The 24071-nt window shown below is 63.5% G+C and carries 25 protein-coding genes and 1 riboswitch; of the genes, 16 read left to right on the top strand and 9 right to left on the bottom strand.

Going from position 1 to position 24071, the window contains the following annotated elements:
• From HCZ87_RS12390 to hflC, 4 genes are all read left to right on the top strand, one after another.
• The coding region (locus HCZ87_RS12390) for a tetratricopeptide repeat protein (RefSeq protein WP_167644085.1) at positions 1 to 322 on the top strand (322 nt) is incomplete at its 5' end.
• A gap of 88 nt (positions 323 to 410) precedes the next feature.
• A complete protein-coding gene (gene gor, locus HCZ87_RS12385; RefSeq protein ID WP_167644083.1) occupies positions 411 to 1766 on the top strand; it encodes a glutathione-disulfide reductase in 1356 nt (451 codons plus the stop codon).
• 132 nt (positions 1767 to 1898) lie between these two features.
• Positions 1899 to 3047 (top strand): FtsH protease activity modulator HflK, encoded by a 1149-nt coding sequence (gene hflK / locus HCZ87_RS12380; RefSeq protein ID WP_167644082.1) that lies wholly within the window; start codon positions 1899 to 1901, stop codon positions 3045 to 3047.
• The gene (hflC, locus tag HCZ87_RS12375) at positions 3047 to 3925 is read left to right on the top strand and encodes a protease modulator HflC (RefSeq protein ID WP_167644081.1); all 879 of its coding nucleotides are present in this window, start codon (positions 3047 to 3049) and stop codon (positions 3923 to 3925) included. The genes hflK and hflC overlap by 1 nt, the downstream gene beginning before the upstream one ends.
• Positions 3926 to 4032: 107 nt before the next feature.
• Here hflC and HCZ87_RS12370 read toward each other — a convergent pair whose 3' ends face one another.
• On the bottom strand, positions 4033 to 4413 hold the full coding sequence (locus HCZ87_RS12370; protein ID WP_167644079.1) for a VOC family protein: 381 nt from the start codon (positions 4411 to 4413) through the stop codon (positions 4033 to 4035).
• Positions 4414 to 4452: 39 nt separating this feature from the next.
• On the opposite strand from HCZ87_RS12370, the gene HCZ87_RS12365 reads away from it, so the two are divergent.
• The 3 genes from HCZ87_RS12365 (at position 4453) to HCZ87_RS12355 (ending at position 7933) form a co-directional block, all read left to right on the top strand.
• The gene (locus tag HCZ87_RS12365; protein ID WP_167644077.1) at positions 4453 to 4995 is read left to right on the top strand and encodes a winged helix-turn-helix transcriptional regulator; all 543 of its coding nucleotides are present in this window, start codon (positions 4453 to 4455) and stop codon (positions 4993 to 4995) included.
• A 330-nt stretch (positions 4996 to 5325) separates the two neighbouring features.
• Positions 5326 to 6822 carry a Do family serine endopeptidase gene (locus HCZ87_RS12360; protein ID WP_167644076.1) on the top strand — a complete coding sequence of 499 codons (1497 nt, stop codon included), beginning with the start codon at positions 5326 to 5328 and terminating at the stop codon, positions 6820 to 6822.
• 424 nt (positions 6823 to 7246) lie between these two features.
• Positions 7247 to 7933: a transporter substrate-binding domain-containing protein gene (locus HCZ87_RS12355; protein ID WP_167644074.1), complete on the top strand. Its 687-nt coding sequence runs from the start codon at positions 7247 to 7249 to the stop codon at positions 7931 to 7933.
• Positions 7934 to 8131: 198 nt separating this feature from the next.
• Here the strand turns inward: HCZ87_RS12355 and HCZ87_RS12350 are convergent, their stop codons facing one another.
• Together HCZ87_RS12350 and HCZ87_RS12345 are read right to left on the bottom strand one after the other, a co-directional pair.
• Entirely contained in the window at positions 8132 to 8803 is a 672-nt protein-coding gene (locus HCZ87_RS12350; protein ID WP_167644072.1) for a Crp/Fnr family transcriptional regulator, read from the bottom strand.
• Between the two features lie 159 nt (positions 8804 to 8962).
• A complete protein-coding gene (locus HCZ87_RS12345) occupies positions 8963 to 9457 on the bottom strand; it encodes a peptidoglycan-binding protein (protein ID WP_368484121.1) in 495 nt (164 codons plus the stop codon).
• Positions 9458 to 9786: 329 nt separating this feature from the next.
• On the opposite strand from HCZ87_RS12345, the gene HCZ87_RS12340 reads away from it, so the two are divergent.
• A complete protein-coding gene (locus HCZ87_RS12340; protein ID WP_167644069.1) occupies positions 9787 to 10110 on the top strand; it encodes a 2Fe-2S iron-sulfur cluster-binding protein in 324 nt (107 codons plus the stop codon).
• Between the two features lie 306 nt (positions 10111 to 10416).
• Here HCZ87_RS12340 and HCZ87_RS21055 read toward each other — a convergent pair whose 3' ends face one another.
• The 4 genes from HCZ87_RS21055 to purD all read right to left on the bottom strand — a co-directional run bounded on the left by HCZ87_RS21055 (position 10417) and on the right by purD (position 13153).
• The gene (locus HCZ87_RS21055; RefSeq protein WP_368484122.1) at positions 10417 to 10725 is read right to left on the bottom strand and encodes a bestrophin family ion channel; all 309 of its coding nucleotides are present in this window, start codon (positions 10723 to 10725) and stop codon (positions 10417 to 10419) included.
• Positions 10726 to 10772: 47 nt separating this feature from the next.
• A complete protein-coding gene (locus tag HCZ87_RS21050; protein WP_254868628.1) occupies positions 10773 to 11300 on the bottom strand; it encodes a bestrophin family protein in 528 nt (175 codons plus the stop codon).
• Between the two features lie 98 nt (positions 11301 to 11398).
• Positions 11399 to 11878: an N-acetyltransferase gene (locus HCZ87_RS12330; protein WP_167644068.1), complete on the bottom strand. Its 480-nt coding sequence runs from the start codon at positions 11876 to 11878 to the stop codon at positions 11399 to 11401.
• 12 nt (positions 11879 to 11890) lie between these two features.
• Positions 11891 to 13153: a phosphoribosylamine--glycine ligase gene (purD, locus tag HCZ87_RS12325; protein WP_167644066.1), complete on the bottom strand. Its 1263-nt coding sequence runs from the start codon at positions 13151 to 13153 to the stop codon at positions 11891 to 11893.
• A gap of 118 nt (positions 13154 to 13271) precedes the next feature.
• Between purD and xseA the strand changes: the two genes are divergently transcribed.
• On the top strand, positions 13272 to 14780 hold the full coding sequence (gene xseA, locus HCZ87_RS12320; protein WP_167644064.1) for an exodeoxyribonuclease VII large subunit: 1509 nt from the start codon (positions 13272 to 13274) through the stop codon (positions 14778 to 14780).
• A 66-nt stretch (positions 14781 to 14846) separates the two neighbouring features.
• Here xseA and HCZ87_RS12315 read toward each other — a convergent pair whose 3' ends face one another.
• On the bottom strand, positions 14847 to 15257 hold the full coding sequence (locus HCZ87_RS12315) for a hypothetical protein (protein ID WP_167644063.1): 411 nt from the start codon (positions 15255 to 15257) through the stop codon (positions 14847 to 14849).
• 144 nt (positions 15258 to 15401) lie between these two features.
• Between HCZ87_RS12315 and ftsY the strand changes: the two genes are divergently transcribed.
• From ftsY to HCZ87_RS12295, 4 genes are read left to right on the top strand one after another with little or no spacing between them, the layout of a single operon-like run.
• Positions 15402 to 16520 (top strand): signal recognition particle-docking protein FtsY, encoded by a 1119-nt coding sequence (ftsY, locus tag HCZ87_RS12310; protein ID WP_167644061.1) that lies wholly within the window; start codon positions 15402 to 15404, stop codon positions 16518 to 16520.
• Between the two features lie 29 nt (positions 16521 to 16549).
• Positions 16550 to 17488 (top strand): hypothetical protein, encoded by a 939-nt coding sequence (locus HCZ87_RS12305; protein ID WP_167644060.1) that lies wholly within the window; start codon positions 16550 to 16552, stop codon positions 17486 to 17488.
• Positions 17485 to 18387, top strand: coding sequence for a DMT family transporter (locus HCZ87_RS12300; protein WP_167644059.1), 903 nt, complete (start codon positions 17485 to 17487; stop codon positions 18385 to 18387). Before HCZ87_RS12305 ends, HCZ87_RS12300 begins: the two co-directional genes overlap by 4 nt.
• Before the next feature lie 43 nt (positions 18388 to 18430).
• Complete coding sequence (locus HCZ87_RS12295) at positions 18431 to 19072, top strand: inner membrane-spanning protein YciB (RefSeq protein WP_167644058.1); 642 nt, start codon at positions 18431 to 18433, stop codon at positions 19070 to 19072.
• A 287-nt stretch (positions 19073 to 19359) separates the two neighbouring features.
• On the opposite strand, the gene HCZ87_RS12290 is transcribed toward HCZ87_RS12295, so the two are convergent.
• Complete coding sequence (locus HCZ87_RS12290) at positions 19360 to 20316, bottom strand: alpha/beta hydrolase (protein ID WP_167644057.1); 957 nt, start codon at positions 20314 to 20316, stop codon at positions 19360 to 19362.
• 231 nt (positions 20317 to 20547) lie between these two features.
• On the opposite strand from HCZ87_RS12290, the gene HCZ87_RS12285 reads away from it, so the two are divergent.
• From HCZ87_RS12285 to folE2, 3 genes are all read left to right on the top strand, one after another.
• Positions 20548 to 20943, top strand: coding sequence for a hypothetical protein (locus tag HCZ87_RS12285; RefSeq protein WP_167644056.1), 396 nt, complete (start codon positions 20548 to 20550; stop codon positions 20941 to 20943).
• Positions 20944 to 21106: 163 nt separating this feature from the next.
• Positions 21107 to 21185, top strand: a riboswitch (SAM riboswitch).
• A gap of 70 nt (positions 21186 to 21255) precedes the next feature.
• Positions 21256 to 22446 (top strand): O-succinylhomoserine sulfhydrylase, encoded by a 1191-nt coding sequence (metZ, locus tag HCZ87_RS12280; RefSeq protein ID WP_167644055.1) that lies wholly within the window; start codon positions 21256 to 21258, stop codon positions 22444 to 22446.
• Between the two features lie 191 nt (positions 22447 to 22637).
• Positions 22638 to 23741 carry a GTP cyclohydrolase FolE2 gene (gene folE2, locus HCZ87_RS12275; protein ID WP_167644054.1) on the top strand — a complete coding sequence of 368 codons (1104 nt, stop codon included), beginning with the start codon at positions 22638 to 22640 and terminating at the stop codon, positions 23739 to 23741.
• The last annotated feature ends 330 nt before the right edge of the window (positions 23742 to 24071 follow it).

Here is a 24071-nt window from a genome sequence, read left to right as displayed (position 1 = left end):
CTTCATCGGAATCTCCTCGTTCATCCTGCCGAGAAAATTCTACTTCCGCATCCCCTTAAGATCGGGGGGGATTACCACCCGCCGAACCTTGGGCGAGGAGCATCCCGACTATGCCAACCGCCTCAACAACCTCGCTGCACTGTTGATGGACACTGGGTACGCTGATGAGGTGGAGCCGCTCTATCGCGAGGCTTTGACGATTCTTGAGGCGGTTTTCGGCGCGGAGCATCCAGATACTCAAACCGTCAGGGAAAACCTAGCTTGGCTCCTCGCCAACCGATCCGACACAGGCGACGCCACGCCCCGCGACACGCCCCTTTAAATCTGTGTTGAGAACACCCACTTGCGGCACTGGCAATTGACCTCCCCCTGTGGGATACCTCGCGCAAGGTTTGAGAAGGGCGACAGTTATGAGCTTTGATTACGATCTCTTTGTCATTGGCGGCGGTTCCGGCGGTGTGCGGGCGGCGCGGGTTGCGGCAGCGGGGGGCGCGCGTGTGGCGCTGGCCGAGGAGGACCGCTATGGCGGCACCTGTGTGATCCGCGGCTGTGTGCCGAAAAAGCTGATGGTCTTTGCCTCGGAATACTCCGGAATGATCGAGGATGGCCGCGCCTATGGCTGGGATCTCGACAACAAGGGCTTTGACTGGGATCACTTCAAGACCAAGCTCAACGCCGAACTGGACCGGCTGGAAGGCGTTTATCGGGGCCTCCTCAAGGGCTCCGGCGTCGAGAGCTTTGATGCCCGCGCGCGGCTCGCCGATCCCCATACGGTTGAGCTCGCCGATGGCAGCCGCAAGACGGCGAAACACATCCTGATTGCCACTGGCGGGCGGCCCTTTGTGCCCGATTTTCCGGGGGCGGAGCTGGCGATCACCTCCAACGAGATGTTCCACCTCGACAAGCTGCCCGAAAGCATCCTGATCGTCGGTGGCGGCTATATCGCATCGGAATTTGCCGGCATCATGAATGGGCTCGGCGTGAAGACCACGCAATATTATCGTGGCGAGCAGATCCTGCGCGGCTTTGACAACGAGGCGCGCGGACTGGTGGCCGAGGAGATGATCCAATCGGGCATCAAGCTGCATCTGGGCACCAATGTTGCGCAGATGCGCCGCGAAGGTGACAAGATCCATGTGACCGCCACCAATGGCGACGAAAACCTGTTTGATCAGGTCATGTTCGCCACCGGGCGCAATCCCAATGCCGATGATCTCGGGCTTGAGGCGCTGGGCGTGGAGCGCGGTCGCGGCGGCGAGATCAAGGTGGATGCCTATAGCCAGACCGGCGTGCCCTCCATCTATGCCATTGGCGATGTGACGGACCGGGTGAACCTGACGCCGGTGGCGATCCGCGAGGGCATGGCCTTTGTCGAGACCGTCTTTAACGGCAACCCCACCAGCCCCGACCATGATCTGATCCCCACCGCGATCTTTACCCAGCCGGAAATGGGCACCGTGGGCATGTCGGAAGAAGAGGCCGCCGCGCAGGAAACGATCGAGGTCTATACCGCCTCCTTCAAACCGATGCAGCAGAGCTTTGCCGGACGGGCGCAGAAGGTGCTGATGAAACTGATCGTCAGCCAGGCCAGCCGCAAGGTGCTGGGCTGTCATATCGTCGCACCCGGCGCGGGCGAGATGATCCAGCTGGCGGGGATCGCGGTGAAAATGGGGGCGACAAAAGAAGATTTTGATCGCACTGTTGCAGTTCACCCGACCATGTCAGAAGAATTGGTGACGATGAAATCCCCGGTGCGCACGGTCTAAACACATCAAAAACACATCCGTGTGAGGCATTCGGCAACAGTGGTGGCTGGTGGCGCTTGAAAATCGCTGCCGCGATCACAGGTTAGAGAACAATATCCGCCGGATGGGCGGGGAGAGATGGATAGGAGACTTATGGCTGGGAACAGTGGAGGCCCCTGGGGGGGCGGCGGTTCGTCCGGGGGCGGAGGCAACCGGGGCAATGATGGTGACAAGGGCGGTGGACGTCGCCCCGAAGACGGCCAGATCCCCGAGATCGACGAGCTGATGAAGAAGGGCCAGGAACAGCTGCGTGTGCTGATCGGCGGGCGCGGCGGCAAGGGCGGCGGCCAGGGCCCGTCCGGCTCCGGTGGCGGCGGCGGTCCGATGTTCTCCAGGGGCGGTATTGCCCTCGGGGCGTTGGCTGCCGTGGGGCTTTGGCTCTATTCCAGCTTTTACACCGTAAAACCCGAAGAGCAGGGCGTTGAACTGTTCCTTGGCAGCTATTACCGGACCACCGACGATGGCCCGCATATGGCCTGGTGGCCCTTCATCAAGGCCGAAGTGATCGCCACCACCACCGAGCAGACCGAGAATATCGGCGCTGGCGGGCGCGGCTCTGATGCCGGGCTGATGCTGACCGGTGATGAAAACATCGTCGATATCGACTTCCAGGTGGTCTGGAACATCAACGAGCCGGCGAACTACCTGTTCAACCTGCGCGATCCGAAACAGACCATTCAGGCGGTGTCGGAATCGGCCATGCGCGAGATTATCGCGCAATCCGAACTGGCGCCGATCCTGAACCGCGACCGTGAAATCATCGCCACCCGGCTGCAAGAGCTGATCCAGTCCACGCTGGACACCTATGACGCCGGGATCAATATCGTGCGGGTGAACTTTGACGGCGCCGATCCGCCAGAGCCGGTCAAGGACGCCTTCCGCGAGGTGCAATCCGCCGGTCAGGAACGCGACAAGCTGGAAAAACAAGCCGACGCCTATGCCAACCGCAAACTTGCGGGCGCACGGGGCCAGGCGGCACAGACGCTGGAAGAGGCCGAAGCCTATCGCGCCCAGGTGGTGAACGAAGCCCAGGGTGAGGCCTCGCGCTTCCTCTCCGTTCTCGCCGAATATGACAAGGCGCCCGAGGTGACTCGCAAGCGGCTCTATCTGGAGACCATGGAAAAGGTGCTCGGCAACGTCGACAAGATCATTCTTGATGGCTCTGCGGGTGGCGTCGATGGTCAGGGTGTCGTGCCCTATCTGCCGCTCAATGAAATCCGGCGTTCGGGAGGGAGCAACTGATGAACCGCTCATTGATATCTTTGATCCTTCTCGCCGTATTGGTCTTCGTCGGCCTGTCCTCGGTCTTTATCGTGGATGAACGCGAAAAGGCGCTGGTCTTGCGCTTTGGCAAGGTGGTTGCCGTGCGTGAGGAGCCCGGCCTGGCGTTCAAGCTGCCGTTCGTGGACAATGTGGTCACCTATGACGACCGTATCCTGAGCCGCGAAATCGGCCCGCTGGAGGTCACCCCCGAAGACGATCGCCGTCTGGTGGTGGATGCCTTTGCCCGCTTCCGCATCGCCGATGTGCGCAAGTTCCGTCAGGCGGTCGGCAGCGGTGGTGTCGCGCTGGCCGAGAACCGTCTGGATTCCATCATGCGCGCGGAAACGCGGCAGGTTCTGGGGCAGGTCAGCTCCAATGACATCCTGTCGTCGGACCGGGCCACGCTGATGCTGCGCATCCGCAATGGCGCGATCGTGCAGGCCCGTCAGCTGGGGCTGGAGATCATCGACGTGCGCCTGAAACGCACCGACCTTCCGCAGGCCAACCTGGAGGCAACCTTTGCCCGGATGCGGGCGGAGCGCGAACGCGAAGCGGCGGATGAAATCGCCCGTGGTGACGAGGCGGCGCAACGTGTGCGCGCCCAGGCGGACCGGACCGAGGTCGAACTGGTCTCCGACGCGGAGCGCGAAGCCGAGGTCATCCGCGGTGAGGCCGACGCCGAGCGCAACAATATCTTTGCCGAAGCCTATGGCCGCGACCCGGAATTCTTTGAATTCTACCGCAGCCTGACCGCCTATGGCCGCGCCTTGCAGGGGGGGAACTCCTCGATGGTGCTGTCGCCGGACAGCGAGTTCTTCAACTATCTGAAGTCCTCGCATGGGGGCGCCGACAAGTAACCGGCGCCAGCGCCGGCAGATCACGCGATAGAGAAAGGCCGCCCCCCGGGGCGGCCTTTTGCGTTGCTGCGCGTGCCCTGGCTGCCCTCTGCCCGGGCGCGGCGCGATTACCCGGCTGATCCGGTCAGATCTTCGGCAAGCATCAGCGCGTTGCCGTCCGGGTCATAGAAGGTCGCGGTCTTGACCATCCCCTCGACAACATCCGTTTCGCCATCAAATTTGACATTGACCTGCTCAAGCTTCTGCCGGGCCGCGTCCAGGTCAGCGATGCCAAAGACGGGCACGCAATTGCCCGGCGCGGGTTTTGTGTGTTCACCCAGACCAATGACGACACCGGGCGTTTTGGTCTGGATCTCTGACCAGCCCGCCTCATCCGCATGATAACGCAGCTCAAACCCCAGGAGGCTTTCATACCATTTCGCGCTCGCGTGGCGATCCGTGACTGACATTGCGATGGTGATGGTTTGATCGACTGAAATAAGTGACATCGGCTTTCCTTATGATTCAAAATATACTAACTATACTTTATGGACATAAAAGCGCTTGTCAACATCACGTCGAGAGCCTGGGCCTTGCCGATACTTTCCAGCCTGCATTCGGGTATCGCCGGACGGCAGGCGCCGCTGCTGGCTGCGACGGGCGCCAGCCGCACCGCCTTTGCGCAGAGCATGGATCATCTGATCGAAATCGGACTGATTGAACGCAACCCCGGTCATGGTCACCCTCTGCGCCCCGAATTCCGGCTGACGCCGCTTGGCGCAGCGGCCGCAGCCACCGCCAGCAAGATCGGCGATATTGTCGCAGAGGAGGACTGGCCCTTGCTGCGTCGCTCCTGGACGGTGCCGGTTCTGACCACGCTCCACCGGCCAAGCCATTTCAATGATATCAAACGGAATTTGCCGATGATAACCGACCGGGCCTTGTCGCAGTCGCTGAAATCAATGGAGGCGCGAAACTGGGTCGATCGCCGCGTCGACGGGGCCGCCCGCCCGCCCCGGTCCATCTATTGCGCGGTGAACACCGGAGGTCTCATCAGTCAGATTACCGCGCCTGGCATCACCGTCCCCTAGGCTCGGACCACCTCGCAGCCAGGCCTCTCGCCGTGCCGCCGGCGCAGATCCGGCCAGCGCTGCCGCTGCGGGCGAAACCGGCAGATTTTCCGCTGCTGTTGGCATAGTCGCGAAGCCTTCACCGCCTATCACGTCGTATTGAGGTGACCATTCAGCCCATTGCGGCGGCTGGCGCAGCCACTACAGTGTCGCCACATCGTCCCCCGCCGGAGGAGCAGGTGTCATTGTGTCCAACGCTGACCCCGACCCGTGCCCTGAGGTGAGGATCCGCCCTTTCCCCTTTTCCCGGGGCTTGGGTACCGACAGAGTTGACAGGCCAATTCAAGGAGAATGTCCGTGCACCCTATAACACGCAGTAAGGTCGAGAGCGCCATCCGCGAAGCGGGCGGTTGGCGCCTGTTCTGGATGGCGGTCCTCGGGACCGCGTTCCTCGTGGTTCAGTCGCTAGCCGCCAATGCGCGACCCGAAAGCCTTGCGCCTTTGGCCGAGAAAGTCAGCCCGGCCGTTGTGAACATCACCACCTCCACAATCGTCGAAGGGCGCACCGGTCCGCAGGGCATCGTGCCCGAAGGCTCCCCGTTCGAGGATTTCTTCCGCGATTTCCAGGACCGCAACGGCGGTGAGAACCGTCCGCGTCGCTCCTCGGCGCTGGGCTCCGGCTTTGTGATCTCCGAGGATGGCTTTATCGTCACCAACAACCACGTGATCGACGGTGCCGACGAAATCGAGATCGAATTCTTCCCGGGCGACGGCCAGCCCAAGGAGCTGCTGCCAGCCAAGGTCATCGGCACCGACAAGAACACCGATATCGCACTGCTGAAGGTCGAAGCCCCGATGCCGCTGAAATTCGTCACCTTTGGCGACAGCGACAGCGCCCGCGTGGGCGATTGGGTTCTGGCCATGGGCAACCCGCTGGGGCAGGGCTTTTCGCTGTCTTCGGGGATCGTTTCGGCCCGCAACCGGGCGCTCTCGGGCACCTATGACGACTACATCCAGACCGATGCCGCGATCAACCGGGGCAACTCCGGCGGCCCGCTGTTCAACATGGACGGCGAGGTGATCGGCGTGAACACCGCGATCCTGTCGCCCAATGGCGGCTCGATCGGGATCGGCTTCTCCATGGCCTCCAATGTGGTCAGCAAAGTGGTCTCCCAGCTCAAGGAATACGGTGAAACCCGTCGCGGCTGGCTTGGCGTGCGCATTCAGGACGTCACCGCGGATCTGGCCGAAGCGATCGGCCTGGACTCCGTCAGCGGTGTGCTGATCACCGATGTGCCCGAAGGCCCCGCCAAGGAAGCCGGCCTTCAAGCCCGCGACGTGATCACCAGCTTTGACGGCTTTGAGGTCAAGGACACCCGCGACCTGGTGCGCCGCGTCGCGGATACCGAAGTGGGCAAAACCGTGCGCGTCGTGGTCTTCCGCGATGGCAAGACCGAAACCGTCAAGGTCACCCTCGGTCGCCGCGAAGAGGCAGTCGGCAATGACGGTCAGTCCTCCGGCGGCAATAACGCGGCCCCCGATACGGCGGAAAAAGACCTCCTCGGCCTGACCGTTGGCGCGGTGCAGGACGACATGCGCGAAGAGCTGAACCTCGATGCCGGCACCACCGGTCTGGTGGTCCTCTCGGTGGATGAAACCTCCGCCGCCTGGGAAAAAGGTCTGCGCGCCGGGGATGTGATCACCGAGGCCGGCCAGACCAAGATTGCCAGCATCGCGGATCTCGAAGAGCAGATTGCCGCCGCCAAAGAGGCCGGTCGCAAGTCGATCTTCCTGATGGTGCGTCGCGCCGGAGAGCCGCGCTTCGTGGCGCTGAACCTGGGCGAGTAACACCCCCGGGGTCTCGCGCCCCGAGCCAGAGCAAACAGAACGGCCGCGCTTTCGGGGGCGGCCGTTTTTATGTGCCCAGCGGTGCGGCCGACTGCCGCGCCACAAAAAAAGAGCCATGCGCCGGGCGGGCACATGGCTCTCGATGGGACGGACGATCATTGGGATGGATAGGAGAATGATCGCCTTGCCGCCCTTATGACAGAGGCCGCGCGCGGGCACTGTGAAACAGGTCACATTGACGGCAGTTTTTTGGTCTCAGTCCCAAAAAGTCAGAACAGGGTATCTCTTGCAGCGCCGCCTCCCGCCGCGGCTGCGCCAACGGCAGCTGTGACAGGCTTTCTGGCAAGAAAGAACTCTTTAAGGCGTTGGATGCTAGGGTTGCTGTGAATCTGAAGTAGAACGCCATCATCGGAGATATCAGATCATGAAGAGCCTTGTTAATGCCACCGCCCTCCTTGCATTCGTGATTGGCTCGACAGCAGCCACCGCGTCAGAAACGGTTCGCCTGACCAGCCTGTCGTGGCCACCATACACAGATGCGGACCTGCCCGAAGGCGGTTCAAACTCCGCCTTGCTGAAAGCAGCACTGGCAGAGGCCGGTTTGACCCTTGAGATCAGTTTTTTGCCATGGCAGCGCGCCGTAAACCAGGGCCTGCATGACGATGCTTTCTCTGGATACTTCCCGGAATATGCATCGGATGGATTGGATTGCGTGTTGTCGCCAGCCTATGACTCCTCGACTGTTGGGTTTGTCGAACGGACCGGGGACGGCATCGAATGGGAGACGGTCTCGGATCTGCAAAACTACACGATTGGTGTTGTTTCCGGTTACGTGAATGACGGTGGCCCCTTCGACCAGGCGGTCGCCGATGGAACCCTAAGCGTGGATGGGGTCAATGATGACTTGTTGAACATCCGGAAAGTGGCTGGCGGACGGATTGATGCCGCGGTGATCGACCGGAATGTTCTGGAGCATTTGGTCGAAACCGCAGCGCCAGAACTGGCAGGTAAGGTCCAGTTCAACGACCGGATCCTCAAAGAACATACGCTGCATGTATGTTTGCAAGATACCGATGCGGGACGAAAGATTGCGGCCGCACTTGCGAAGTAGATGCGTGTCTAAGCCTTAACCACGGTGCATGCACATTGCAGCTGTAATGGCTGCAATCCTGAAGAAACACCCGGTCTTGGCTGACGCGGCATTCGGCAACAAAGGCTCATTCCCACCATTTGCAGCGCGCCAGGAAATGGGCCGTTTGAGCATGGCGCTGGGACGCGGCACTTTGTGGCGCGCTGGCCAAACGGATTCCTAGATCCCTTCCGGGTCCGCCAGAACCGCCAGCCCGCCACGATCCTTCAATTGCAAACCGCCCCGGCTGATCTCGATCAGCCCGGCCTTGCGCCAGTTCGACAGGGTTTTGGAGACCGCCTCGCGGGTGGCGCCGACAAATTCCGCCAGCTCCGACTGGGAGAGGTGCAAATGGCCGCTGCCCTCCGCCGGGGTAAGGTACAAGAGCTTGCGCGCCAGCCGCACCGGCATCGGCAGAAACACCTGCTCGTTCAGCTGGGTGTTCATCCAGCGCATGCGCTGGCCAGCCAGCTTCAGCATGTCGCCCGCCAGCTCCGGGTGTTTGGTCAGCTGCGCCAGCACATCGCGATGGCGCAGGCGGCGCAGGTGGCTGGGCTCCGCGGCGGTGGCCGTGGCGGTGCGCTCGCCGGGGTCGAACATGGCGATCTCGCCAAAGATCGCGCCCGGGCGCATCATATCCAGCGAGAGCTTGCGTCCCGCCGCCGAGAGGGTGGAAATCTCCAGCGCGCCGGAGATGATGGCATAAAGCGCATCGCCCTCGTCGCCGCGCTCAAACAACACGTCGCCGGTGTCCAGATGCACATCCGTGGCCTGGCCGTCGAGCATCGCGCGCAGCCGCTCCGACGCCCCGAAAAGGAAGCTCGATGCAGGCAGGGAGGCGACAGGGGCCATGATGGTTCTCCGGCTGGGCGCATAGGGCAGGGGCGGCTTCTTTGATGCCGATGTTCTAGGCGGCAGCTCGGCTTGGTGCAAGCCTGGCGGGAGTTTATGCTATGTTTGCGCTAAAGTCAGGCCCCATCTGCCTGTTGTTCCGGCCCATTGGGCCAGGCCCTAGTCCGGCAATTCCACCGCGCTCAGCCCAAGCGCACGGGCCGCTTGCAGCGACAGGCTGGCACTGTCGATGCCAAGCGGTGCCTGATAGGCGCGGATCGCGGCGCGGGTGGCGCGGGTCATGCTGCCGGTCACCGGACCCGCCTCATAGCCACGCGCGCTCAGCGCCCGCTGGAGCGAGGAGATATACTCCGGCGTCAGTTTATCGGGGCAGGGGGTCTCAAAATAGCTCTCGTGACGCGGGGTTTCAATCTGCTGCCGGGTTTCGCTGGCAAAGACCGCAGGCTCCAGCACCCGCCCGTCGGTGGATTTGACCGGCGGGGTGACCATCACCTGTTCTGTCACCGTGGTGATCCGGGCCGGGATGATGGTCAGATCCCAGCAGGTGCCCGGCGGCGCGCCGGGCGGGGCAGGGCGGCCGACCTGCGCAAAGGGCGCGGTTTCGGTGCAGGCGGGGAACAGGGACAGAAGCACAAGCGCAGAGGCTTTCAGCACCCCACCCGCGCGCGGCCCCGTGGAATCCGGTCGCGCAGCGGTCTGTGACCGGATTGCGCCAGGGGGCGGAGGCAACGGGGCGGGCATAAGCTCTGTCAGATCCTCGATACTGCGCGGCCCGGGATCCGTTTTGCTGAGCCCCGGTTGCGCGCGATGCTAGCCGATATCCTGAGGCAGGCAAAGACCGGATCGCAGATCGGCGCACAGTCAGGCGGCACCAAATGCTGCGAAAGGCCGCTCTGGGCGGGAGTGCTATGCAAATGGGGCTGGAACGGTGCGGATGTCCCCGCTAAACAGGTCGGCGAGTACCGAAAAAGGGAAGATGAACAATGGCAAAAATCACTTACATTGAGCACAACGGCACCGAACATGTGGTCGATGTGGCCAATGGGCTGACCGTGATGGAAGGCGCGCGCGACAACAATATCCCGGGCATCGAGGCCGATTGCGGCGGCGCCTGTGCGTGTTCCACCTGCCATGTCTATGTGGCGCCGGAGTGGACCGAGAAACTGCCGGCCAAGGATGACATGGAAGAGGACATGCTTGATTTTGCCTATGAGCCCGACCCGGCCCGCTCGCGCCTGACCTGCCAGATCAAGGTCACCGACGCGCTCGATGGCCTCGTGGTGCATATGCCCGAAAAGCAGATCTGATGCCGAGAGGGGGCAGGGCGCGGCGTCGTCCGGCCCGCATCCTGCCCCCGCTCACCCGCCGCGCGATGCGGGTGTTGTGCGTGTGGCGGGCGCTGTTGGCGCGCGTTGCAAAAAATGCGTCGATTTGCCCAGGCTCCTTTCTGCCCCCTGAACGCGTCCCAGTCGCGATTGTCCTCGGGAAGGCAGAGTTGGCAATTTTCCAGCATGTCACGGACTTGCCCCGCGCCCCGACCAAAGTCGCAGCCCGGGGTCTTTCATCTTTTGAGAAATATCCCGGGGGTTTGGGGGCAGCGCCCCCATGACGCATCAGCTCAGATAGTAGCCCTCGGGTTTCAGCGGCGCCGGGGCCTCCTCGCCCATCTGCGTCAGCAGCGAAATCTCGATGGTGCGGCACATGGCGTCCAGCGGCAGCCCGTTGACCGTTTCGCCAAAGGGATTGGACAGCTCCTCCGTCACCTCGGCGAGGCCAAAGAACACATAGGCCACGATCGCCACAAACAGCGGCGTCATCCAGCCTGCGCCCTCCATCAGCGAGAAGGGAAACAGCAGGCAATAGAGATAGGTCGTGCGAAACACCAGCAATGTATAGACAAAGGGCAGGGGCGTGGCCGCGATGCGCTCGCATCCGGCCTGCGCCAGCGCGATGGAGCCGATCCGCTCGCTCAGCGCCTTTTTGGCAAAGCCATCGGGGCGTGTTGCGCCAGATCCCGCGCCATCAGGTCCAGCGCCGCACAGGGGGGATGGGCGGCCTTGCGCAGGTCTTCGCCCGCGTCGAGCCAGGCATGGCCGTCCTCGTAGTGGCCAAGGCGGCGCAGATTGGCGCGGTGCAGGTGGATAAAGGCCAGCGCCAACCGCAGGGGGCGGCGCTGGTGGCCCTCGGGCTGGAACATCACCACCTCGCGCCCCAATGCGCGCATATCGGCGACCAGCTGCCCCCAGAGCCGCCGCCCCTCCCACCAGCGATCATAGGCGGCATTGTTGCGAAACCCCAGAAACAGCGAGAGCGCCACGCCAAAGACCGCAAAGGGCGCGGCATTGGTATGGGGCAGCTCCAAGACGCCAACATCGACCCAGACCAGCAGTGCCGCCAGCAGGGTCAGTGTCGCAATCCGGGGCAGGATGCGCGGCAGCACCGAGCCATGCGTGGCGATCAGGAGTTCGAGAAAACCGGGTTTGTGGCGGACGATCATGGGGGCTCCTCCTGGGATCTCTCATCAACAGCAGACCCGGCGCGCGCTCTCGCGTCCTGGTGCGGCTGATCGCGGGGCCGCTGCGACCTTTGCGGCGATCAGACCTGGCGGCGCATGGTCCAGGAGGTCGCGCGATCATAGCCGGGATGCGTGGTTTCGCCGGTTTTGACAAAGCCCAGCCTGGCAAAGGTGGCGTGGTTTTCCAGCAATTCCACCCGCACCTGTAATTCCAGCGCGGGCAGGGCGCTTGCACGGGCGCGCGCGGCGGCCAGATCCACCAGCTGCCGCGCCAGCCCCTGGCCGCGTGTTGCGGGATCAACCGCAAGCTTACCCAGATAGAGCGCATCTGGCCGGGGCGTTAGCACCACACAAGCGCGCAGCGGCCCGCCCGGCGCGGGGCCGAGACACCAGACCTCGCCTGCCACCGCCTGTGCCGCCAGATCCGCGATGGTCAATCGGTGCATGGAGGAGGGCGGATCAATCCGCCCGTCCATTTCAGAAAAACACCGCCGGATCAGATCCAGCGCCAGCGCCAGCTCCGGGCTGTCAGGGCGCAGTCTGCGGGGTGTCAGATCCATGGCGCGCCCCGATCAGAGCGCGCGCCAGCCGATGTCGCGGCGCACGAAACCCTCGGGCCAGTCGATCTGATCCACCATCGCATAGGCGCGCTCGCGGGCCTCTTGCAGGCTGTCGCCACGCGCGGTGACGTTCAGCACCCGACCACCAGCGGCAAGAATCTTCTCGCCCTCCGCCCTGGTGCCTGCGTGAAAGACCATATTCTTGCTGTCCTCGGGAAGTGCGCTCAGCCCCTTGATTTCAGAGCCTTTCTCATAGGCTCCGGGATAGCCCGCCGCGGCCATCACCACGGTGATTGCATGATCCTCGGCCCAGTTCACGTGGGCCTCGGCCAGACGTCCCTCGGCGGCGGCCTGCATCAGGTCCAGCGCCTGCGCACCAAGCCGCATCATCAGAACCTGGCATTCCGGGTCGCCAAAGCGGACGTTGTATTCCACCAGACGCGGGGCGCCGTCCTTGATCATCAACCCGGCATAGAGCACGCCCTGATAGGGCATGCCACGCTCGGCCATGACCTTCATGGTGGGCTTGATGATGTCTTCCATGGCGCGGGCCTCGACCTCTGCGCTCAGCACCGGCGCGGGGGAATAGGCGCCCATGCCGCCGGTGTTGAGGCCGGTATCGCCCTCGCCGACGCGCTTGTGGTCCTGCGCGGTGCCGATCGACAGGATGTCCTCGCCATCACAGAGCACAAACAGGGAGGCTTCCTCGCCCTCCATGAATTCTTCGATGACCACTTCGGCGCCAGCCCCCCCAAAGGCACCGCCGAACATATCGTCGATGGCCTCCAGCGCGGTGGCCTCATCCATGGCGACGATCACGCCCTTGCCGGCGGCCAGACCATCGGCCTTGACCACGATCGGAGCGCCATTCACGCGCACATGCGCCTTGGCGGCGTCGGCATCGGTGAAATGGCCATAGCCCGCAGTCGGAGCCTGTGCCGCGTCGCAGATCTCCTTGGTGAAGCTCTTGGAGGCTTCCAGCTTTGCCGCTGCTTCAGAGGGGCCAAAGACCAGAATACCCGCCTCGCGCAGCCGATCCGCCACCCCGTTGGCCAGCGGCGCCTCCGGGCCGATGATCACGAAATCAATGGCGTTTTCCTCGGCAAAGCTGACCACCGCGCCGCCATCCTCGGCGTTGAGCGCGGCGCACTCGGCGATCTGCGCAATGCCCGCATTGCCGGGGGCCACGATCAGCCGGTCACATTTCGGGTTCTGCATCACCGCCCAGGCCAGGGCATGTTCGCGCCCGCCACTGCCGAGGATAAGGATATTCATGAGCCGCTCTCCGATCTGCTTGGCCTCCGTTGACGGGCGTTCTATGCTGTGTGCGACCTATAAACAAGAACGCCCGTGCCATACGGGGACCAGAGCAGCCAAAAGCAGGAGTTTTGTTATGTCCGACCTCCTTGACGACCCGACTCCGGGGCAAAACGCACCGGAGTTTTCCGTCTCCGAGATCTCCGGCGAGGTCAAACGCACGCTGGAGAGCACCTTTGGCCGCATCCGGGTGCGCGGCGAGGTGGGCCGGGTGTTCAAGGCGCGCTCGGGCCATTTGTATTACGACATCAAGGATGACCGCTCGGTGCTGGCCTGCACCACCTGGAAGGGCCAGGTCAGCAAACTGGCGGTGGTCCCCGAAGAGGGGCTGGAGGTTGTCGTCACCGGTCGCCTCACCGCCTTTGGCGGCCAGTCGAAATACAATATGAACGTCGAAGAGGTCGCCGTCGCCGGGCAGGGCGCGCTGATGGCGCTTCTGGAGAAACGCAAAGTCCAGATGCAGGCGGAAGGTCTGTTCGCCCCCGAACGCAAGAAACCGCTGCCCTATCTGCCGCAGATCATCGGCGTGGTGACCTCGCCCTCCGGTGCGGTGATCCGCGACATCCTGCATCGTCTGCGCGACCGTTTCCCGCGCAAGGTGCTGGTCTGGCCGGTGGCGGTGCAGGGCAATGCCTGCGCCCCCGAGGTCGCCCGCGCAATTGAAGGCTTCAACCAGATGACCCCCGGCGGCGCGCTGCCCCGGCCCGATCTGCTGATCGTGGCGCGCGGCGGCGGCTCGATCGAGGACCTCTGGGGCTTTAACGAGGAAATCGTTGCCCGCGCGGCTGCCGCGAGCCAGATCCCGCTGATCTCCGCCGTGGGCCATGAGACCGACACAACCCTGATCGACTATGTGTCCGACCTGCGCGCCCCCACCCCGACGGCGGCGGCGGAACACGCGGTGCCGGTGCGGCTCGAACTTCTGGGCTGGGTCGAAAGCCAAAGCGCCCGCATGACCCACGCCACGGCACGCGCGGTGCAGCAGCGCCGCCAGCGGCTCGGCGATCTGGCGCGGGCCTTGCCAAAGCCCGACACGCTCCTGGAAACCCCGCGCCAGCGGCTCGACCGCATCAGCGACCGGCCGCCCCATGCGCTGATCGCGGGCGTGCAGAAACGCAAGCTCACCCTCAGCGACCGCACCGCCAGCCTCCGGCCCGCAACGCTGAAGAACCTGCTGGAACGGCGACAGGATGGGCTGAAAAACCTCGCCTCCCGCCTGACCCTGCGCCCCATCACCCAGGACGTGGAGCGCAAACGCGATGCGCTGGGCAGGATCACCCAGCGCCTGAACGCAGCACAATCGGCGCGTCAGGAGCGTCTGCGCAGCCAACTCACCGCCAGTGGCCGCCAGCTTGAAATCCTCAGCTACAAGGCGACGCTGCGCCGGGGCTATGCGGTGGTGCGCGATGGCGATGCTTTGGTGACCACGACAGCAGCGGCAAAAACAGCCGCCGCGCTCTCGGTCGAGTTCGCCGATGGTGTTATCTCGGTTGGCAACGCCACATCAGGCGGCGCAAAACCCGCAGCCAAACCGGTCGCGCCAAAACCGCCCAAATCTCCCGGCGAACAAGGCTCGCTGTTCTGATCCCCGGCTTTCATCTTTTTATAAATATCCCGGAGCGCGAGGCAGAGCCTCGCATCCGCCCTTGCCTCAGACGCCGACCTCGGGGCCGAGGCAGACCATCTCCTCCTGCGGCGCCTCTGTCTGCTCGGTCAGCGTCAGGGCGGCGCCCGCATCGCCAATGGACACGCTGAGCCCGGTGTCAGAGATGTCATAGCTCCAGCATTGCGCCTCGGCGCGGTCCTCATAGAGAAAACAGATCTCGTCACCCTGCGCATACCATTCGCCATAGGTGCAGCGCCCGTCGAGAAAGGACCAGATCACCCTTTGGCCGGGCAGATAGCGCTCGGCGCCATAGGGCTGGCCCTGCCAGTCAAAGAATATCGTCCGGCCCCGGGTATAGCTGTCAAACTGCGCCGCGTCGGCGGCAAAGGCTGCGGGGCCGCCCGCCAGAAGGCAGATCAGCAGGGCAAGGGAAGAAGAGCGCAAAGCATCAGACATGCCCCACCATGCCGCAGCGCCAGCTCCGGGCCAAGGGGGAAAGGGGGGATTTTGCGCGTCAGGACGGCTCTGGTTGGGCTTTGCACTTTGCAACCCCGCGCAAAGGGCATTAGGTGAGGGGGAAACGACCCTGCGGAGACCCATATGGCGCTTTTTTCAAAGCTCAAGGAACGGCTGTTGAAATCCTCTTCTCGCCTCGGCAAGGAGGTGGATGCGATCGTGGAAGAGGGGGCCGAGAGCGCGAGCCCCAGCGCGCAGCGAGCGCCAGAAGATGCGCCGGTGGCAGGGGCGTCCACCGCGCCGCAGGTTGCGCCCGCGCCCTCCGCCCCTGCGCCGCACCCTGTCGCGCCGGTGGAGAGCGAGGCCAGGCGCCCGGGGCTCCTGGGTCGCCTCATGGGGCGGGGCAGTGACGCCGCGCCGCGCCGGGTGCTGGATGACGATATGCTGGAAAGCCTGGAGGAGATGCTGATCGCCTCCGACATGGGGGTAGATACCGCGCTGCGGGTCACCGCCAATATCGCCGAGGGGCGCATGGGGCGTCGGGTCTCGGGCCGCGAGATCCGCGAGCTTCTGGCGCAGGAAATCGCGCGGGTGATGGAGCCCGTGGCGCGTCCGATGCCGCTCTATCCGTCGAAACCGCAGGTGGTGCTGGTGGTCGGGGTCAATGGCTCCGGCAAGACCACCACTATCGGCAAGCTCGCCAGCCAGTTCCGCGCCGCCGGGAAATCGGTGGTGATCGCCGCCGGGGACACTTTCCGCGCCGCCGCCGTCGAGCAGCTCCAGGTCTGGGGTGAGCGCGCGGGCGTGCCGGTGCTGACCGCGCCTGAGGGGTCCGATCCCGCCAGCCTCGCCTTTGACGCCATGACCAAGGCCGAAGCCGATGGCGCGGATCTCTTGATGATCGACACCGCGGGCCGCTTGCAGAACCGTGCCGATCTGATGGAGGAGCTGGCCAAGATCGTGCGGGTGATCCGCAAGAAGGACCCCGATGCGCCGCACAACACGCTCTTGGTGCTGGATGCGACCACCGGCCAGAACGCGCTGAGCCAGGTGGAGACCTTCCGCCAGCTTGCCGATGTCTCCGGCCTCGTTATGACCAAGCTCGACGGTACCGCCAAGGGCGGTGTGCTGGTGGCGCTGGCGGATAGGTTCGGCCTGCCGATCCATGCCATCGGCGTCGGCGAGCAGATCGACGACCTGTCGCCCTTTGACCCGGAAGAATTCGCCGCCGCGCTGACCGGGCTTGAGGGGGAGGGCAGCTGACCTTGGGCGCGGGGCGTGGAGCATCATCGGTGACAGCGATGTCCTGCTGCGCGGTGGCGGTGATCGTCGCCAGTGCCTCGCTGCTCACCCCGCCTGCCATGGCGGCCGACGCCGCTGACTGCGCGGCGAGCTGGCAGGCCGTGACCGGCTATCTTTCTGATTTTGAACATACTGCGTCGCCGCCGGAGCGGACGGACACGGGCAGATGCGCGCTGCGCGATCTGTCGATTGCCGTGCCGCCCTACCAGCGGGTGGAGGTCGAGGAACTCTCCTGGGACGGAGACGGGCTGGCGCGGCTGGAAGAGGGGCTGCCACCGCGCTCGCTGGATCTGCGCTTTACCGGCGCGCGGATGCTGACGGTGCTGCCGGAGGATCCGGTGCAGAGCTATCTGTTTCAGGAAATGGCCCGGGCGCAGCAGGATATCTCTGGCGGGATCCGCTATCACTGGAGCGCGCATGAACCGCTGGTGTTGGACGAGGCCCATGTCGATTTTGGACGGGGCAACCAGATCCGCCTCCGCGCACAGCTGGAGCAGGTCGATCTGAGCAGTCTTGACAGCATTGCAGAGACCGCCGCAACGGCGGGGATCTCGGATCTGACGCTCAGGATTGGCAGCTACGGATTGTTTGAAACGCTCGCCCTGATGCCCCTGGGCAGCGCAGTCCTGAGCGCGGAGCCTGCGCCGGAAGACCAGGTCGATGCGATGAAGGCGCGCGCACAGATTGCTCTGAACGCCTTGCCCGAGACCCTGCTGGACTCCCCGTCAAAAGCGGCGTTGTCTGAGGTGATCGCCAGCATGCCGCATCCACGCGGGGATCTGAGCCTGCGTCTGACTTCACAGGACGAGGGGGTGCGGTTTCAGGATCTGGTGATCCTCCTGATGGCGGCCCGCGCGGATCGGCTGGACCAACTGGATGCGCTGTTGCCCGCGGTTCACCTCAGCGTGGGCTGGAGCCCGGCACCATGAGCGCCTGGCTTATCTCCCTTGAGGGCACGGAGGCGGGTCACCAGCTGGCCCTGATCCTGGCGATCTCGGCGGCGTTTTTGCATGCGGTCTTTGGCGCGTTGCAAAAGGGGCGGCATGATCCCTGGCTCTCGCGCGGGGCGATTGATGCCTCCTACGGGCTGATGGCGGCGCCTTTTGCGCTCTTTGTGGTGCCCTGGCCCGAGCCGCATATGTGGCTGATCTTTCTGGGCGCCTGGGCGATCCATGTGGCCTATAAGCTGTTGCAGGCCATGGCCTATACCAAGGGCGCCTATACGGTGGTCTATCCGGTGGTGCGTGGCACCGGGCCGCTGTTTGCGGTGATCGGGGCCTATCTGCTGTTTGGCGAGATCTTCAGCCCCGTTCAATGGCTTGGGGTTGGGGTCTTGCTGGCGGGGATCTTTGGGCTCGCGCTTTATAACTTTCTCTATCTGGTCACCGCGCGCGAGACGCTGGGGATCGCGCTGTTCCTGGCGCTGGTGACCGGGCTTTTTGTGGCGCTCTATACCACCTATGACGCCTACGGCATCCGGGCGACGGCGGATCCTTTTACCTTTCTTGCCTGGTTCTTTATGATCGACGGCTTCACAATGCCGCTGATCGCCTATTGGCGCTGGCGGCGGATGCGGACGCATCCTGATCTTGCGCCGCTGCTGTTGCGCGGCGTGGCGGGGGGGCTGGTGGCCTTTGCCTCATTCGGGTCGATCATGCTGGCCACGCGGCTGGACAAGGTCGGCGAGGCGGCAGTCCTGCGCGAGACCTCGACGGTGTTTGCGGCGCTGATTGGCTGGCTGGTGCTGAAGGAAACGGTCGGGCCACGGCGGATTATCTTGATGGCGCTCATTGCGCTGGGCGCGGTGATCGTTGAAATAGGCGGCTAAGGCTGCCATCTGAAGGCAGGGACCCGCGACAAGTGAGGCACGTATGACTGAGCAGACAAATGAACCGCTGACCCGATCCGGCAAGAAGATCAGCCCGATGCTGAAGGGGGTGCTGGAGTTCGGGCCGGTGGTGCTGTTCTTCATCGCCTATCTGCGGCTCAAGGGGCAGGTCTTCGAGATCGGCGGCACCTCTTATGACGGGTTCATCGTGGTCACCGCCGGGTTTGTGCCGCTGATGGTGCTCTCGACGCTGGCGCTGTGGCGGCTGACCGGTAAGCTCTCGAAGATGCAGGTGATGACGCTGGTGCTGATCGTGATCTTTGGCGGGCTGTCAGTCTGGTTCAACGACGAGCGTTTCTTCAAGATGAAACCGACGATGATCTACCTGCTGTTCGGCGGCGCCCTCGGCGTCGGCCTGCTGCGCGGCGAGAGCTATCTGCGGGTGGTGATGGAAGAGATGATGCCCCTGCAGCCGGAGGGCTGGATGATCCTGACCCGCCGGCTTTGTGCGTTCTTCTTTGGTCTGGCAGTGGCGAATGAGGTCATCTGGCGGCTGAGCAGCACCGAGACCTGGGTGTATTTCAAGACCTTTGGCCTGACGATCGCGATGTTTGGCTTCTTTATGACCCAGGCAAAACTGTTCCAGACCTATGGGATTGAGGACGACAAAGAGAGCAACGATTGAGGGATTGCGATGCGCTTTTGGTGCAGCCTTTGGCTGTAACACAAAGGGGCGGGAGCACCCCGCCCGCCGCAGGCGATTTCGGAGCGGTGAGCTTTGGTCTTTTGGCAAAATAGGTCAGCAAGGCTGACGTTCTGTTTCGTGCGCGAAACAATGGGTCAACAGGGGTGATACTATTTGTGGGCGTTGCTAGGGGCACGCGCATAGCCCTTGCGGGCGTTGCAACAGCGCGTTGATTTTGTGCTGATTTATTCTGACGGCAGGCAATGAGATCGCGACATGCGGTCCCGTCAGATCTGCTGCCAGAGGGGCTGCGGACGCGGCAGGGGGCGGCCCGCCAGAAGCCGCGACCAGCGGCGCGAGGGGGTGTCGGGCAGGGCCTGTTGCATCAGCGGCAAGGGGCTGCGTTGCGGTTGGCGCAGCAGGCCCTTGTAAAAGCGCAGCGCGCCGGGGCGGGTGTAGGAGGACCAATGGCAGATGCGGCGCTCCGGCGGGGCGATGGCATGGCCCATCTGCGCAAGGCGCGCCAGCGTCTCCTCGCAATCCAGTTGCACGGTCACCGCATTGGGCGCCTCGAACCCCTGACCGATGGCCCGGTCGCCGCGCTCTGGCGCGCGGGTCAGGGTTTCAAACAGGAAATCAAAGGTATCGTTCTCGCGGCTGGTGATGTTGAAGAACTCGGCGCTGCGCCCGGCGGGGGTCGCGAGCGCCCTGGCTGCACGGCTTTGATAGCTGGCGCCGGTGAGCGAAATCACCCGCTGCACCGCGCCGGCGGGCAGGGCGTGCAGCGCCTCCAGGGCGACCTCGGTGCCAAGGGAGTGACCAATCATGTGAATGTCGCGGTGCGGCGTCTGCGCGCGCAGCTGGCGCACCACCAGAGCCAGGGCGCGCCCGGCCTCGGCGGCCCGGGCTTGTGCCGCGGGCAGGGTGCCGCGCGCGTCCCAGCCAAAGGCGAGCGCGAGACCTTCGTCGCGGTGGCCGAGGCCAAAGCCAAGCTGACGCGGCCAGGAGGGCGCGCGCCAGGGCATATGCTGGGGATCCTGCGCCAGAATATGGCGGTGCGGGCAATGGCGCGGATTGCCGGGTTGGTATTTATAGCCATGGATCATGATGATCACCGGACCGGAGCCCTGTGCGACCTGGCCCATGCCCTGATCTATGCAGTGGTCAAGGCCTCGCTCCAGGGCGGTGGGCCGCGCGTGCAGCACCGGCATTTCCCCAACCGCATTTATTCGGATCATGGTCATCACGAGGCCCCCAAGCCGTGTGTTTTCCTATCCGTTACCCGCGCCTGGTGACGCCCCTGTGACGGCTGCGTAACGCTATGGTGACGCTCGCGCGGGAAGATACCTCAGGTTGTTGTGCATCGCGGGCCAAACTGCGATATCTGGGGCAAGAGGCGACGACCGGGGCGGGCGGATAGCGCGTTCCCGGCCTGCGGTCTGTCCAAGAACGTCAATTTGAATAAAGGTTTTACGATGCAGAGATTTGCCAAACCCATGCTGTCTGTTGGTTTTGCGCTCGTGCTTGCGGCATGCGGCGGGCTGCCGGAAAGCAACGAGATGCGTTTCGACAGCGATGGCGACGGTCGGTTCAGCGGCAGTGCCGGTTCCGATTTTACGCCAGAAGAAATTCGGACGTCTGTCTCGAATGATATCTGCGGCGGCGGCGCAATTGTGGATTTCAGGGTCTTTTCGTTGTCGAACTCCCCGGAAGCCAAGATTTTCTCGGGGCGCTGTGCAAGCGGTCGTCGTGTTCAACCCTATCCGATCAATACATATGCGGCGCCGGCTGCGCAGACCTCCGTGCCGGTGACAGTTGGCGCGAGCGGGTCAAGCGCGGGCTGGGATGGGTCAACCCCGTTTGTGGACTGACGCCATCAGTGGCCAGCCCCGCCGCCCCTGAACACAGCAGGGGCGGCAAGGGGCGGCCGACATCACCGCCGCGCCGGTCCTTGTGCAGCCCGTGTTTCTCTTGACGCGCGGGGCGCTTCGGAGTACTGCGGCGACACCTCGATCTGCGCTGAAAGCCGCGCAGCCGGGGATCCGTGGCGATTTGTTTACCGGATTGCGGGCCACGTAAAATAAACCGCTAAAGAGGTCAGGACGACGGGACTCCCTTTCGCTTGGCCGGACGGGAGTTTTTTTATGTCCGGGGCGCGGTTCGGCCCCGGCGGAGGCGAGACCATGACTGAGAACACCTGGAACAAACGCACCAAGCTGGTTCACGGCGGCACCCGTCGCAGCCAGTATAACGAGGTCAGCGAAGCGATTTTCCTGACCCAGGGCTTTGTCTATGAGAACGCGGCGCAGGCCGAGGCACGGTTCATCGAGAGCGGCCCGGATGAGTTTATCTATGCCCGCTATGGCAACCCCACGGTGGCGATGTTCGAGGACCGGATCGCGCTTCTTGAGGGGGCCGAGGATGCCTTTGCCACCGCTTCCGGCATGGCGGCGGTGAATGGCGCGCTGACCTCGCTTTTGAAAGCGGGCGATCACGTGGTGTCGGCCAAGGCGCTGTTTGGTTCCTGTCTCTATATTCTCGAAGGGATCCTGTCGCGGTTCGGCGTTGAGGTGACATTTGTCGATGGCACCGATCTGGAAGCCTGGCGCGCGGCGGTGCGGCCCGACACCAAGGTGGTGTTTTTCGAGAGCATGTCGAACCCGACGCTGGAGGTGATCGACATCGCGGGCGTGGCAGAGATCGCCCATGCGGTGGGGGCCACCGTGGTGGTGGACAATGTGTTCTCGACGCCGGTGTTCTCCGACGCGATCGCCCAGGGCGCCGATGTGGTGGTCTATTCCGCCACCAAACATATCGACGGTCAGGGCCGGGCGCTGGGCGGTGTGGTCTTGGGCCGCAAGGACTATATCCGGGGCACGCTGGAGCCCTATATGAAACATACCGGCGGCAGCCTGAGCCCGTTTCACGCCTGGATGTTCGTCAAGGGGCTGGAGACCATCGACCTGCGGGTCAACGCCCAGGCCGAGACCGCTCTGAAGATCGCAACCGCGCTGGAGGGGCATGTCGCGCTGGCGCGCACGATCTATCCTGGGTTGAAATCCCATGCGCAGAACGAGCTGGTGCAGCGCCAGCTCGGCGGCAAGGGGGGCACTGTGCTCTCGCTGGATCTGAAGGGCGGCAAGGCGGCGGCCTTTGCTTTCCTCGATGCGCTGACGATCCCGGTGATCTCCAACAACCTTGGGGATGCCAAATCCATCGCCACCCATCCGGCCACCACCACCCATCAGCGCCTGAGCGAAACGCAGCGCGCCGAGCTGGGAATCACCGATGGTCTGGTGCGGTTCTCGGTCGGGCTGGAGGATTCCGATGACCTGATCGCTGACCTTTCGCAGGCCTTGGCAAGGCTGGGTTAACCCTGAAACGGCGCTGCATCGCTCCTGATCCCTCTGGTTGAAAGGGGGCGGGGCGGTGCAAAAGGTCAGATCTGTAACCTTTGGTGGCGTTTTTAACCCTTCGGCTTTGTTTTTCTTTCCTTACTAGCCTACATGAGTAGCCTACATGGAAGCAGGCGGCGTGGCCGCTGCGGGACCAGGAGTATGGAAATATGAATATCCACTCTCGTGACGTGAATGACACCCCTGATCGGTCAGAGGCCGAAGACGCGCTGGCGATCCTGCGCCAATGGGCCGGGCAGGCAAGCCCGGTGGAAGTGGCGCAGCTTGATCCGGCGATCGCGCGGCTGCTGCCCGGGCATGAGGTGCAGAACTATCCGGACCTGCGCCGTGACTACCCCGAGAATTTCGATGCGGGCGAGAGCTATCGCGCCACCCTGCCGGATTTGCAGAACGGTCCCGCAAGCCTGATCCGTGGCGCCAAGGAGCAGATCCAGCATGTGGGGATTTCCAATTTCCGCCTGCCGATCCGCTTTCACACCCGTGACAATGGCGATCTGACGCTGGAGACCAGCATCACCGGGACCGTCAGCCTCGATGCGGAGAAGAAGGGCATCAACATGTCCCGCATCATGCGCAGTTTCTACAAGCATGCGGAGAAGACCTTTAGCTTTGAGGTGCTGGAATCGGCGCTGGAAGATTACCTGAGCGATCTGGACAGCGGTGATGCGCGGTTGCAGATGCGGTTTTCCTTTCCGATGAAAGTCGAGAGCCTGCGTTCGGGGCTGATGGGCTATCAGTATTACGACGTGGCGCTGGAGCTGGTGCAGGTTGGCGGTGAACGCCATAAGATCGTGCATCTGGATTACGTCTATTCCTCGACCTGCCCCTGTTCGCTGGAACTGTCGGAACATGCCCGCCAGACCCGGGGCCAGCTGGCAACGCCGCATTCGCAGCGCTCGGTGGCGCGGATCTCGGTTCAGATCGAGAAGGATGCGCCCTGCCTGTGGTTTGAGGATCTGGTCGACCATTGCCGCCGCGCGGTACCGACCGAGACGCAGGTGATGGTGAAGCGCGAGGATGAGCAGGCCTTTGCCGAGCTGAACGCGGCCAATCCGATCTTTGTCGAAGACGCGGCGCGGCTGTTCTGCGAAGCGCTGCAAAGTGATCCGCGCATTGGGGATTTCCGGGTGATGGCCAGCCATCAGGAGAGCCTGCACAGCCATGACGCGGTGTCGGTGCTGACGCAGGGGCAGATGTTTGCCAGCCAGAGCCTGGATCCGCAACTGTTTGCCACGCTGATTCATCGCGGCTGATCTGGTGCTGGCGAGGGGCGCTGCCCCTCGCGCTCCCTGGGATATTTTAGAAAAGATGAAGGGTAGGGGCGCCTTTGGTCGGCGCCTTTTGCCGCATTGCGGCATTTTTTCTGCCGGTGCGAAGGGTTTTGTGTTAGGCTGGGGCCGGGACAGATGGTGGACCCCGAGGGGCGCCGGGTCCCTTTGGTAGTGTTTGCATGATCGACCCCGAGGAAATCACATGATCCGGTTTGAAAGTTTCAAGGACGTTCCCTCCACCCCGCAGGCCTGGGCTGGCTATGTGCTGGGCAAGCAGATGAAGGCGATGCGCTCGGTCGCGGTGCTATCGGC

The sequence above is a fragment of the Phaeobacter sp. HF9A genome (assembly GCF_011806385.1).
Lineage (GTDB): Bacteria > Pseudomonadota > Alphaproteobacteria > Rhodobacterales > Rhodobacteraceae > Epibacterium.
Note: the sequence above shows the minus strand (reverse complement) of the source record. Positions and strands in the feature narration are given on the sequence as shown.

Coding starts and splice junctions, on each gene's coding strand:
- gor (WP_167644083.1), top strand. CDS start 411: ATGAGCTTTGATTACGATCTCTTTGTCATTGGCGGCGGTTCCGGCGGT.
- hflK (WP_167644082.1), top strand. CDS start 1,899: ATGGCTGGGAACAGTGGAGGCCCCTGGGGGGGCGGCGGTTCGTCCGGG.
- hflC (WP_167644081.1), top strand. CDS start 3,047: ATGAACCGCTCATTGATATCTTTGATCCTTCTCGCCGTATTGGTCTTC.
- HCZ87_RS12370 (WP_167644079.1), bottom strand. CDS start 4,413: ATGTCACTTATTTCAGTCGATCAAACCATCACCATCGCAATGTCAGTC.
- HCZ87_RS12365 (WP_167644077.1), top strand. CDS start 4,453: ATGGACATAAAAGCGCTTGTCAACATCACGTCGAGAGCCTGGGCCTTG.
- HCZ87_RS12360 (WP_167644076.1), top strand. CDS start 5,326: ATGTCCGTGCACCCTATAACACGCAGTAAGGTCGAGAGCGCCATCCGC.
- HCZ87_RS12355 (WP_167644074.1), top strand. CDS start 7,247: ATGAAGAGCCTTGTTAATGCCACCGCCCTCCTTGCATTCGTGATTGGC.
- HCZ87_RS12350 (WP_167644072.1), bottom strand. CDS start 8,803: ATGGCCCCTGTCGCCTCCCTGCCTGCATCGAGCTTCCTTTTCGGGGCG.
- HCZ87_RS12340 (WP_167644069.1), top strand. CDS start 9,787: ATGGCAAAAATCACTTACATTGAGCACAACGGCACCGAACATGTGGTC.
- HCZ87_RS21050 (WP_254868628.1), bottom strand. CDS start 11,300: ATGATCGTCCGCCACAAACCCGGTTTTCTCGAACTCCTGATCGCCACG.
- HCZ87_RS12330 (WP_167644068.1), bottom strand. CDS start 11,878: ATGGATCTGACACCCCGCAGACTGCGCCCTGACAGCCCGGAGCTGGCG.
- purD (WP_167644066.1), bottom strand. CDS start 13,153: ATGAATATCCTTATCCTCGGCAGTGGCGGGCGCGAACATGCCCTGGCC.
- xseA (WP_167644064.1), top strand. CDS start 13,272: ATGTCCGACCTCCTTGACGACCCGACTCCGGGGCAAAACGCACCGGAG.
- HCZ87_RS12315 (WP_167644063.1), bottom strand. CDS start 15,257: ATGTCTGATGCTTTGCGCTCTTCTTCCCTTGCCCTGCTGATCTGCCTT.
- ftsY (WP_167644061.1), top strand. CDS start 15,402: ATGGCGCTTTTTTCAAAGCTCAAGGAACGGCTGTTGAAATCCTCTTCT.
- HCZ87_RS12300 (WP_167644059.1), top strand. CDS start 17,485: ATGAGCGCCTGGCTTATCTCCCTTGAGGGCACGGAGGCGGGTCACCAG.
- HCZ87_RS12295 (WP_167644058.1), top strand. CDS start 18,431: ATGACTGAGCAGACAAATGAACCGCTGACCCGATCCGGCAAGAAGATC.
- HCZ87_RS12290 (WP_167644057.1), bottom strand. CDS start 20,316: ATGACCATGATCCGAATAAATGCGGTTGGGGAAATGCCGGTGCTGCAC.
- HCZ87_RS12285 (WP_167644056.1), top strand. CDS start 20,548: ATGCAGAGATTTGCCAAACCCATGCTGTCTGTTGGTTTTGCGCTCGTG.
- metZ (WP_167644055.1), top strand. CDS start 21,256: ATGACTGAGAACACCTGGAACAAACGCACCAAGCTGGTTCACGGCGGC.
- folE2 (WP_167644054.1), top strand. CDS start 22,638: ATGAATATCCACTCTCGTGACGTGAATGACACCCCTGATCGGTCAGAG.